We start from the raw sequence: 12,829 nt of genomic DNA on the forward strand, positions 1-12,829 counted from the left end.
TGTTTAAAAACATATGCAAAGTTAAAACATAGTTATATCTAATTATAATCATAAAAAATCTTATGATAAATAATTATTTTACAAATGCTATGCTCAACCCATCGCGAACAGGTAAAATAAGCGCCTCTACTCTATGGTCATGTTGTAATTTTTTATTGTAAGAATCTAAAACAGAAGTTTTCTTATCAAGAAGATTTTTTTTTGATATCATTCCATGCCACAGGACATTATCAGATATAATACAGCCTCCTTTTCTCATTTTAGGCAACACCATATCAAAATAATGTTTATAACTTTCCTTATCGGCATCGATAAAAACTATATCAAAAATATCCATCAAAACGGGAATTTCTTTACGAGCATCACCAAAAATTTGGTGAATTTGATGGGAATATTTAGAAGCCTTAAAATACTTTTCTGATATATAAGCAAGCTCTTCATTGCGATCTATAGTGATAAGTTTGCCTTTTTCTTGACAAAGGCCTTCGGCTAAGGATAGCGCGGAATAACCTGTAAAAGTCCCTATTTCGAGAATATTTATCGGTTTAATCAAACGAGCCAACATACTAAGTACACGTCCTTGATAAGGACTACTAAGCATATTTGAATTAAGTGTTTTTAAATGCGTTTCTCTTGAGAGCGCCCTAAGTAAAGATGGCTCTTTCTCACTATTCGATAGAATATATTCTTCCATATTATATAAAACATATTAAATATAAAAAATAACTATTGATAATTAGAGTATATAATTTAAATAGGGTCTACATTCACGATAACTTTAATAGAACGCCAGGCTTTTACAGTATAAAAATTCTTAAGAGCTTTACAAATATAATGGCGTCCTCCTACTAATATCTCTTTCTGGGGTAAGAGCTTAATAAGCATCCTAGATAAATGTTTATCTTTAACTCGTCCTATAGCAGGAGTTTCAGGGCCTAATAAGTGATGACCGAAATAAATTCGGAGTAATTTACCAAGCTCTACTGAAGCAAGAGAAACTCTTGATATATTACTATGACTAAGGGTAATCTCAATTAATCTACTATAAGGAGGATAAAAAAAACGCTCTCTTTCCTGAGAGATCCTTTGACACATACTTTCATAGTCTTGCTCAATCACTTCTTTAAGTATGGGATGATTACTTTGAAAAGTCTGTATAAGTACTCGACCTGTTAACTCACGGCGTCCCGATCTTCCAGAAAGTTGACTCAGCATTTGATAAGTTCGCTCCTCTGCACGAAAGTCTGGATATGCTAAAAGCTGATCAGAACGCATGATGCCTACAAGTATTACTTCTTGAAAGTCTAAGCCTTTAGCAAGCATTTGAGTCCCTATAAGGCCATCAATATCTTTCGATTGAAACTTAGCTATAAGTTTTTCATAAGCAAATTTTTTATACATAGAATCTGTATCCATACGGCTTAATCGTATATTCGGGAAAAACAATTTTAGTTGTTCTTCTATTTGTTCCGTCCCAAACCCCTTATTATCAAGATTTAAACTATTACACATAAAACAATGATTAGGATTTGCCTGAGAATATCCACAATAATGGCATAGTAAAATTTGCCTATTAAGATGATATGTAAGACTAACATCGCAATGAGTGCATTCGGGAATAAACCCACAGATCTCACACTGTATTATCGAAGCGTAACCTCGCCTATTTTGAAATATTAAAAACTGTTTTTTTTTTCTAATAGTATCTTCAATAGCTGTTAAGAGTTCCTGGCTAAAAATACCACGTACACATTTACGATGATATTGTTTTTTAAGATCAATCAACTCTATAACAGGAGGCTTACTAAGACCATACCTTTCTTTTAAATTTACCCAAGCATATTTGCCTATCTGAGCATTATATCGAGTCTCTAAAGATGGCGTAGCCGAACCTAAAATAGTTTTAGCCCCCTGTATCTTTGCCCACATCAAAGCAGTATCTCTAGTATGATAATAGGGGGGAGGGGCTTGTTGTTTAAATCCTGCTTCATGTTCTTCGTCAATAATAAGCAATCCAAGAGAAGACAAAGGCAAAAATAGTGCTGAACGTACCCCTATAACGAGAGAATATTCCCCTAACAAAATTTTCTTCCACAGCTCGGCACGTTCGTTTTGATGAATTTTTGAATGATAAATAGCCATATGAACCCCAAAATGCTTTCTAAGTCTCATTACAAGCTGAGTAGTTAAGGCAATTTCAGGCAAGAGATAGAGCACGTTTTTCCCTTGATTAATTGTTTTTTCTATAAATCGAATATAAATTTCAGTTTTTCCACTAGCCATTACTCCATGCAAAACTACCGTTTCCATTTTTTTAAAACACCAAGTTATTTCGTCATAAGCTGTTTGTTGGGCTACTGTAAGCTCAGGTGATTTTAATAAGGAGTTAGAAGAAATTTGATTATTCACACGATCTACAAATAAAGTCTGACTAAATAAAATTTTTTTTTCAATTAAAGTTTGCAAAACTTCTCGCGAAATACCTGATTTTTTTAAAAAATCAGACTGTTTAATAGGATTATCCTCTTTAGCTTTGCAAGAAAGAAAAAACATTAAACCTTGTTTTTGCCGAGGACTTTTCTCAATCCTAGAAAAAACCTCGGACCATAGCTCTTGTCTTTTTGATTTTTTCTCAAGTTCAGGATGTATAAAAATATACTTCTCTTTTTTGGGTTTATATTTTTCTATAAGTCTTTCGTGAATTTGAATTAATTCTCTATCCAACATTTTTTTAACCAGAGGTAATGTACTTTTTTTGCTTTCTATAAGTTTAGATATTTCATCAACTGAAATACTACTTACCCTTTCAAGAGCCCTCCAAAGTTGTTTTTCCTTTTCAGAAAGGATTTCTTTCTCAGGATTTATCTCTTTTCTTTTACTAATAAGCGTTTTGCTGTGTAATTTGAAAACACTTGGAAGGGCTACTTGATAAATATGTCCTAAACTACAGATGTAGTAATTAGCCATCCATTTCCATAGCTTAAGTTGATCTAATGTAACAATAGGATGATTATCTAATATTTGGTATATCGATCGTGTTTTATAGAGTTCCGGTACTTTTGTATGCTTTCTAAAAACAATTCCAGTACATAACCCCTTTCCCCTAAAAGGTACAGCTAAACGCATACCGATTTGTATGACTTTAAAATCATTCTCTTGCAGATTATAAGTAAAAAGACCTTCAAAAGAAAATGGCAATATAAGATCTACAAAATAACGGATAAAATTCACTGTATTAAAATACTATTTTTTAAATTATTAAATAATGTATTACAATTAAACTTACGCATTTTTAACAACCCGTTCTTCTATTTTACTCTATCTATTTTACTCATATATCCCTTTTTCTTTTATAAAACTCTCGCGAAGAGGATACAACTTTTTTGATTGAAGAAGATATATAAAGCATAGATATAGGATTATATGTCATTAATCCTATATAGGCAGTATTATAATTTTTATCGGTAATATCTTTAATAAGATTAATGGTATCATCATATCTAATATGATCCCGTTTTTCTCATACAAGCATCTCTTACTATTTTAAACCAAATGATAAAATTTTCTTTTAAAGTACATTTAAAAATTATTCAATACGATCTTATCGATACATTTATTAGGGGATTGAATATGATGTATTTATTTTTATTATATTTTTTTATTATTTCTTTGACTAAATATAGGTGGCGAAAAGTGATAAATAAGAACTAAGGTTTTTGTCGATAAGTTGATAAATTAACTAGTAAGTATTTAATAATAAATTTTATATAAATCAACTTCTTGCCCTGCCCCTCAATGAAAGAATTAAGCACTCTTTATATATTTACTTGCTCTAATTTTGCTACTATATTCAAATACTATGTATTAGTTTTTCCACTACAAAACTGACTAAAATAGTAGGGGTTTATCAATTATATAAACTTATTTAATACTATATTTTAAAAACCAATATTCTTTTCTCAATTCTCTATTAGATTTAAGTTGAGAAACAATATGAATAATATTTTTAAAAAGGCCATTTTTCTCTATTATAATTAATAAACTTAAAGATAGAGAATAAAAATACGTAGAATAAAAATACGTATTTTAGCACTAAAGCTTTATAAGAGTGAAAGATTTTACAAAGACTGTTTGTTATCCGATATATTTTTACGAAAAAGGTTACAGAGAACTTGAAAAAATAATAGCTGAGTCTGAAAGTATATATTCAAATATTTCTATTCTTGTAGATACTCAAACCCATATACTATGTCTACCACGTTTAATCAAGTACATCCCTTTTTTGGGGCAAAAAGCACAGATACTTTGTATTAAAGCAGGAGAGAGAGAAAAAAATATCGACACTTGTATTGACATATGGAAAAAATTAAGCCAATGGAAGATTGATCGAAATAGTTTACTAATAAACCTAGGTGGAGGAGTTATTACCGATATGGGTGGATTTGCCGCTTCGGTTTTTAAACGAGGTATAGCCTTTATAAATATCCCTACTACACTTTTAGGTATGGTAGATGCCTCCATAGGAGGAAAAACCGGAATTGATCTAGATCACCTTAAAAATGAAATAGGGTTATTTTCCTATCCAGAAATGGTAATTCTTGATGAGAATTACCTAAATAGCTTACCTGAACGTGAGCTTAAATCCGGAATAGCTGAGATTTTTAAATATGGGCTAATTGCTGATAAAAATCTTTGGCAAATAATAAAAAAGCAATCTAAATACTCATCTTCTATTTTAAGAAAATATATAAAGATTTCCACTGAAATCAAAAATAATATTATCCAAAAAGATCCTTATGAACAGAAGGGGATACGAAAAATACTTAATTTTGGACATACTATAGGACATGCTATTGAAAGTTGTTTTCTCAAAACTCATAAGCTCCTTTTACATGGCGAAGCTGTAGCATTAGGAATGGTTTGTGAGACCTGGCTTTCATGGAAAATCAATGGACTTTTAAAATCAGAATATGAAGAAATAACTCAAACTTTACTAAGTATATATCCCTTATCAGAAATTAATCATATCGATTTAGAAGAAATATTATTGCATTTGCATCATGATAAGAAAAATTTTAGGGGTAAAATTCGTTTTGCTTTACTTTCAAAAATTGGTACATGCAGCTATGACCATGAAATACCAGAAAATCTTATTAAAGAGAGTTTTAAAGCTTTAAAAAAGCAAAATTTATAGGGAACAGCATTTTATACTTAACCAAGTATAAAAAAACATTTATAAATCAAAGATGATCGACAGAGAAAAACTTATACTTATTAATATCGAAGATGAAATGAAAACTTCCTACATCGACTATTCGATGTCGGTAATAGTTTCAAGAGCTCTTCCTGATGTAAGAGATGGATTAAAACCAGTACACAGACGTGTACTCTATGGCATGTATGAATTAGGAATGCTATCAAGTAGACCGTATAAAAAATCTGCTCGCGTGGTGGGAGAAGTCCTCGCTAAATACCATCCTCATGGAGATAGCTCAGTTTATGATGCTATGGTTCGCATGGCTCAAAATTGGTCTTTGCGTTATTTACTCATTGATGGGCAAGGCAATTTTGGATCAATAGATGGCGATCCTGCCGCAGCTATGCGTTATACTGAATCTCGTCTTCAAAAGATATCAGAGGAAATGCTTAACGATATTGAAAAAGAAACGGTAGATACTCAATTTAACTTTGACGATTCTCTGCGAGAACCTACTGTTTTGCCCGCTCGTATTCCCAACTTATTGGTAAACGGATCATCAGGAATTGCAGTAGGAATGGCTACTAATATGCCTACGCATAATCTCCGTGAATGTATAGAAGGTATTTGTGCTTATATCGATGATCCTACTATTGAGGTAGAAGATCTTATGCAATATATTAAGGCTCCGGATTTTCCTACAGGAGGGATTATATATGGTTATCACGGTGTTAAAGAGGCTTTTTCCACTGGACGTGGACGTATTATTTTAAGAGCTAAAGTTAGATTTGAAGAAATTCAAAATAGAGAATGTATTATTGTGGAGGAGATCCCTTATCAAGTGAATAAAGCTGAGATGATAAGTAAAACAGTAGATTTAATTAAAGATGGGAAGCTAGAGGGGATTTTTAATATACGTGACGAATCTGATCGTGAGGGGATGCGTATTGTATATCTACTCAAGCAAGATGCCGTTCCTAATGTAGTATTAAATAATTTATTTAAGTATACCTCTCTTGAGACTTCATTTAGCGTAAACAATATTGCACTTGTCAAGGGACGTCCAATGCAACTTAATCTGAGAGATCTTATACGTTATTTTGTAGATCATAGGCATGAAATCGTAATCCGACGTACGCAATATGCGTTAAAAAAAGCACAAGAACGTTCTCATATTTTAAAAGGATTTCTTACTGGACTAGATAGACTAGATCATATGATTACTTTAATTAAAAGCTCTACAAATCCTAATCATGCTCGTGAAGGACTTATTACAGAATTAGAACTCACTGAAGTTCAGGCAATGGCTATTCTAGATATGCGATTGCAACGCCTTACATGTCTTGAACATAAAAAAATAAAAGAGGAGTATAACAAACTTTTAAAAGCCATAGAAAAGTTTAGAGAAATCCTTATGGACGATCGCCTTAGAATGCAAATTATTAAAGAAGAATTAATTGAAATTAAAGAAAAATTTAAGGATGAGCGTCGTACCCAAATTGAATATTCAGGAAGGGAAGTAACTATAGAAGATCTGATTGCTGATGAACAGGTAGTCTTAACTGTATCTCATGCAGGTTATATTAAGCGAACACCTCTCTCCGAGTACAAACGACAATTACGTGGAGGTATAGGTAATCGTGGTGCGGGCACCCGAGAAAAAGATTTTGTTGAACATCTGCTCATAGCAACAAACCATCAGTATATACTTTTTTTTACCGAAAAAGGTAAATGTTTTTGGCTCCGCGTTTATGAAGTTCCTCAAGGATCAAAGACGTTTAAAGGACGTGCAATACAAAATCTTATTCAAATAAATCGGGATGATAAAGTGAGGGCTTTTATTTTAAGCGGCAACCTTACCGATCCAAACTACACATCACAACATGATGTAATTATGATTACCCAGGCGGGTATTATCAAAAAAACTTCCCTTGAGAAATATTCACGTCCGAGACAAAACGGGATTAACGCCATAAGTATACGAGAGGGAGATACTTTGCTTGAGGCAAAGCTTACTAATAGAAGAAGCGAGATACTTATCGCGATAAAAAGTGGAAAAGCTATTCGTTTCCCACAAGAAAAGATACGATCTATGGGCCGCACGGCCTCAGGAGTGATAGGTATCAGTTTAAAAGATAAGTATGATAAAGTTATTGGTATGGTATGTGTAGAAAAAAGGAACAAAGAAGATATTCTAGTAGTTTCAGAAAAAGGATATGGGAAACGTTCTTCTTTAGAGGATTACCGCATCACTAACCGAGGAGGTAAAGGAGTTAAAACAATTAGCATTACCAAAAAAACAGGTGAATTAGTTGCAATTATGAATGTGACAGATAATAATGATTTAATGATTATCAACAAGTCAGGGATAACCATTCGTATACCAGTATCAGATTTACGAGTGATAGGTAGAGCCACTCAAGGAGTACGTTTGATCGATTTAAGAAAAGGCGATGAGATTGCTGCAGTGGCTAAAGTTATTCAGGATATAAAACTTAATAGCAATCTTACAGAAGATTCACAATAAAAAGTATATAGTACTTTTTTACCTTTTAAAATCAATTATAATATAAAAAATCATCTATTTCTTTATTTTAATATTAAAATCACTACTTTAGTAAAAAAAAAAAATTAGTACCTTAACTATAATATATATCCTATAATGTCTTCTATCATCTCTGGGAAATTAAGAGGCAGAAAACTTTTTGCTCTGAAAAAAAACCCTATACGTCCTACTACTAATAGAGCTAAAGAGGGGCTTTTTAATATTATATCGCATAGATGGAATCTTAAAGAGATTAGAGTATTAGATTTATTTAGTGGAACAGGTAATATTACATATGAATTCGCCTCAAGAGGTGTGCAAGAAATACAAGCTATAGATAGCAATTATAACTGTATAAGATATATCCGAAATACCTTAGAAAAATTTCAGCTTACAAAGCAATGTAAAATCTCTCAAGAGAATGTTTTTACTTTTCTAAAAAAAAATCCTTCACAAGCTTACGATATAATATTTGCTGATCCACCTTATATTTTTTCAGATGAAAAATTACAATATTTGACTAATCTTATTCTTTATAGGAGAAACTGGATAAAAAAAAAGGTTGCTTAGTACTAGAACATTCAGGACGATGGACTATTCCTGATATGCCTTCTTACTTACATTCCATAAGAAGATATGGACAAACATATATGAGTTTTTTTCAAAAAGAAATAAAATAATTAAATTTGCAAAGGTCCTTCCTTCAAAGGAAGGTGAATACAAAAAAACCTTTAATATATAATTTAACTCTCTTCTGATTTTTACTTATTTTATCCTATTGTATAGGGGTATTCTAAGAGACTTGCAGATCAGGATACAAAAACACGCTGGATAACATGTCTGAACAGACAGAAGAAATTCAACAAAAAATCACATCTAAGAAAAATAGGTATTATAACGAAAATGTTGCATTAGAGTACTTTGACTGGATTGCTCATGAAAGTGGTATAAAATATGAAGAAATACAAGAGAGAGAAAAAATAAGAGCTCTGTATAACGAAAATCTTAATACTATAAATGAGCATGAAATTCTTAAAGGAAAAATAACTAAGCTTCTTGAAAAAGAAGTTATAGTAGATATAAATTTTAAATCTGAGGGAGTTATTTCCTTAAACGAATTTCGCGATAATATTGAACCTAAAGTAGGTGATATCATAGATGTAATGGTAGAAAAACGCGAGTATAAAGGTCAACTTATTCTTTCTTATCGCAAAGCTAAAACTCTACGTGCTTGGGAGCGGGCTAAAGAAGCCTATAAAAATGGTGAAATCATAACAGGTAAAGTTACTGGTAGAACTAAAGGTGGAATGATTGTTAAAGTCCTTGATCATATAGAAGCTTTTATGCCGGGCTCTCAAATCGATCGTAAGCCGCTTTCAAATTTTGAGGCTTTTTTTACTGAGACTTACAATAAAACTATGGAATTTAAAATTATAAAAATTAACCATGAGTTTAAAAATATCGTAGTATCTCACAAAGCACTTATAGAGGCAGATATTGAAAAACAAAAGAAAAAATTCATGTCAGAACTCCAACCTGGACAAGTCATTATGGCTATGGTAAAAAACATTACAGGGTACGGTGCTTTTTGCGATATGGGAGGTGTAGATGGACTAGTGCATCATACCGATATTTCATGGAAACGTATCAATCACCCTTCAGAAGTACTTAAATTAGGTCAAGAGGTGAAGGTTGTGATATTGGATTTTAATGAGGAAAAAAACCGCATACAACTTGGGATTAAACAACTTCTTCCCCATCCTTGGGAGAGTTTAGATGAAACCCTAAAACTCGGAGATAGAGTAAAAGGGCGAGTAACAGCTATTACAGAATACGGAGCATTTGTAGAAATAGAAAATAATCCAGGAGTAGAAGCTCTTTTACATGTATCTGAAATATCATGGTCAAGTCAATTGAGACTAGCAAAAGATTTTGTAAAAATAGAAGATATCATCGAAGGTATTATTCTCACTCTTGATCGTCAGGAAAGAAAAATGTCGTTAGGTATGAAACAGCTTACACCTGATCCTTGGATTAATATTGATAATAAATATGTTATAGGGTCAAGATATACAGGCATCATACGTAATTTTACTAATTACGGTATATTTATAGAACTTGAAGAAGGTGTAGATGGGATGATGCATAATTCAGATATTCTCTGGTCAAAAAAAGTAAAACATGCATCAGAACTTTTTAAAATAGGCGATTCTATAGAAACTGTTGTGCTCGAACTCGATGTAAATAACAGACGTTTAAATCTAGGTTATAAACAGTTAAGTGAAAACCCTTGGGAAAATTATGAGAGAAAATATACTCTTGGAAGTCTTCATATAGGGACAATTATCGATTTATTTGACAAAGGTGCAACTATCCATTTTGAAAATCAAGAGGATATTAATGCGTTTGTCCCATTACGCTATCTTGAAAAACAAGATGGAACACCCGCTAAAAAGGGAGAAAAATTGTCTTTTAAGGTTATAGAATTTAATAAAGAATTAAAGAGAATAGTAGTATCTCATACTCTTACATTTCAAGATGAAGAAAAGAAGCATGTTGAAGAAGCAGTAAAGAAACAACGAATTGAAAAGTCTACTTTAGGAGATCTTGATAAACTTGCTCAATTAAAAATACAAATGGAAAAAAATAATAGCTAAAATATTTTTTTATAAAAAAAAAGAAAGGATGTTGATCCCTTTTCTTTTTTTTATACCAACTAATACTTTTATAAAAAAAATACTTAACCTATTAGATATATATAAAAAAATATTATAAATTTCATTACATGAATGATTTTTTTAGTTTAAAACACTTTTACACACGAGTATAGGTAAATGTCATTTTTTTAAAAATATATATCTCTATATTGTCACGATTCTTAATTAGAGAATATAAATTTTTAGATTCTTATATATTAACTTTTATGATTTAATTTGTGTTTTTAAGAAAACGATAGGTCTCAATTTGAGCACGAAAATAAGTCTGTTTGGATCGATCTTTTTGCAAATTAGGCCAATTTCTTTTTTTAGTATCGTCCTTAAAAGAATACTCAAAAGTATTCATCAAAATATCTTTTAAAGATAGATCATAAACAGGTACGGAGAGCTCAACCCTAAAATCAAGATTGCGTGACATCCAATCAGCTGAAGAAATATATATAAGATTCTTTCCTCCATGAGCAAACCAATAAAATCGTGAGTGCTCTAAAAATCTATCTACAATACTAATAGCTTCTATATTTTCACTTATCCCAGATAGTTTAGGGATAAGTGAACTAATGCTACGAGCTTGTATTCTAATTTTTACCCCAGATTTTGAAGCTTTGTATAAATGATCAATTAATGATCTGTCACATAGACTATTCATCTTTAGATTAATATATGCTGGCAATCCTTTTTGTGAGTTTTTAATCTCTTCTTCAATTAAAATCTCTAATTTAGAACGCATTTGATTAGGTGAAAGTAATAAGTGTTTGTAATTAAAAGACTTATAGTTAGCCTCAAAAAATTCAAAAACTTTTTCAATTTCTTTGGAAATACGCAAATCGGAAGTAAATAGTGTAAAATCGGTATAAAAAGAGGCTGTTTGCTCGTTAAAATTTCCTGTTGAAATAACAGCATATTGTTTAAGAATTCCCCTTGAAATACGCTCTATATAACACATCTTTGCATGTACCTTTAAGCCTTTTACACCAAAGATTATTTCTGCTCCATAGTGCTGTAATTTTCTAGCATAACAAATATTATGGGCTTCATCAAAGCGAGCACGTAGTTCGATCATTACTATCACCCTCTTCCCATTACGAGCTGCATTAATCAATGCATTCATCACTTGAGAGTCATCCGAAACTCGATATATTGTAATTTTAATGATACGTACTTTCGGATCAATAGCAGCTTGGCGCAAAAAATTAACAAATATCGAAAAACTATGGTAAGGTGTACATAAAAGTTGATCCGAAACGTCTAATAATGAAAAATAGCTATTAACGTAATCAAAAACTTTAGGTGATAAAGGGATCATCTTATCATAACAAAGATAATTCTTACAAGTAGGGAAATTCATAAGATCTTTTCTATGATGGTACTTTCCACCAGGAATCATGCTATCATATTCATCGAGTTCCATTTTCCCTGTTAAATAATCTAAGGTGTCATAAGGAATGTTTTTATCATATGTTAGACGAACAGGAGCACCTTTCTTACGTTTTTCTACACTTCGAGCAATTTTTTCTAGGAAACTCCTAGAAAGATCATTATCGATAGAGAGTTCTGCATCTCTTGTAATTTTGATAGCATAAGCATCGATGCTATCAAAACAAAATATAGAAAATATCTCTTTAAGATGATAACGAATGATATCTTCTAAGAAGATAAAATGTTGACAGTAGACATCAGAAGGCAATTGGATAAAACGTAAAAATCTATCAGTAGGCACCTCTAAAAGAGCATATTTTGATTTTTTATGTGGGCATGACATCTTTATCGCAAAATAAAAAGCATCATCAGTAAGATGAGGAAATTCATTGAGATCATTTAAGATAAACGTCACTATTAAGTGACTAAGTTTTTCATGAAAAAAATCACTTATAAAGTATTTTTGCTCTTGTGAAAGAGAATGCTCAGTAACTATAAAAATATTTTCTTTCTCAAGATCACATAAAATACGATGATATAGATATTCAAAATGCTCCATATGATCTTTTACTAAAGTGTTAATCTCCTTAAGGAGATCCTTTGGAGCTTGATCATTAACAATATTATTATATTTTTTGTCCCTAAGCAAAGCTGCTCGACGAATGCTTGCATAACGTACCTTATAAAATTCATCAAGATTATTAGAAAAAATACCTAAAAAACGAAATCGTTCTATAAGCGGGACTTCAGGGTCCTCTGCTTCTTGTAAGGTGCAAGCGTTAAAACGAAGCCAACTAATATCGCGATTGATATACATTTGATTTTTTTTCTCTTTTTTTGAAAAAAAATTTGTCTTATAACTCATAAATTGGATTTGATTTATTTTCTCATATATATAATCTCAGATTATTTTTCTAATCACTGATTTTGAAATGTATAAATAGTCTACTA

7 protein-coding genes are annotated in these 12,829 nt (G+C 31.4%); 4 read left to right on the forward strand and 3 right to left on the reverse strand.

The annotated features are described in order from the left end of the window. Nucleotides 1-73 precede the first annotated feature (73 nt). Nucleotides 74-694, reverse strand: a complete 621-nt coding sequence (locus tag ACUBP5_RS03260; protein WP_482168217.1) for an O-methyltransferase — start codon at nucleotides 692-694, stop codon at nucleotides 74-76. A gap of 56 nt (nucleotides 695-750) precedes the next feature. Beyond that, nucleotides 751-3,231, reverse strand: a complete 2,481-nt coding sequence (gene priA, locus ACUBP5_RS03265) for a replication restart helicase PriA (RefSeq protein ID WP_482168218.1) — start codon at nucleotides 3,229-3,231, stop codon at nucleotides 751-753. Nucleotides 3,232-4,108: 877 nt separating this feature from the next. On the opposite strand from priA, the gene aroB reads away from it, so the two are divergent. From aroB to rpsA, 4 genes are all read left to right on the forward strand, one after another. Then, nucleotides 4,109-5,194: a 3-dehydroquinate synthase gene (gene aroB, locus ACUBP5_RS03270; RefSeq protein ID WP_482168219.1), complete on the forward strand. Its 1,086-nt coding sequence runs from the start codon at nucleotides 4,109-4,111 to the stop codon at nucleotides 5,192-5,194. Between the two features lie 52 nt (nucleotides 5,195-5,246). Further along, entirely contained in the window at nucleotides 5,247-7,724 is a 2,478-nt protein-coding gene (gyrA, locus tag ACUBP5_RS03275; RefSeq protein WP_482168220.1) for a DNA gyrase subunit A, read from the forward strand. A 135-nt stretch (nucleotides 7,725-7,859) separates the two neighbouring features. After that, on the forward strand, nucleotides 7,860-8,312 hold the full coding sequence (locus tag ACUBP5_RS03280; RefSeq protein ID WP_482168221.1) for an RsmD family RNA methyltransferase: 453 nt from the start codon (nucleotides 7,860-7,862) through the stop codon (nucleotides 8,310-8,312). A 266-nt stretch (nucleotides 8,313-8,578) separates the two neighbouring features. Next, nucleotides 8,579-10,399, forward strand: a complete 1,821-nt coding sequence (rpsA, locus tag ACUBP5_RS03285) for a 30S ribosomal protein S1 (protein ID WP_482168222.1) — start codon at nucleotides 8,579-8,581, stop codon at nucleotides 10,397-10,399. 271 nt (nucleotides 10,400-10,670) lie between these two features. Here the strand turns inward: rpsA and ppk1 are convergent, their stop codons facing one another. Further along, complete coding sequence (gene ppk1 / locus ACUBP5_RS03290) at nucleotides 10,671-12,743, reverse strand: polyphosphate kinase 1 (protein ID WP_482168223.1); 2,073 nt, start codon at nucleotides 12,741-12,743, stop codon at nucleotides 10,671-10,673. Between the last annotated feature and the right edge of the window lie 86 nt (nucleotides 12,744-12,829).

The sequence above is a fragment of the Candidatus Insignibacter tubulum genome (genome assembly GCF_056790205.1).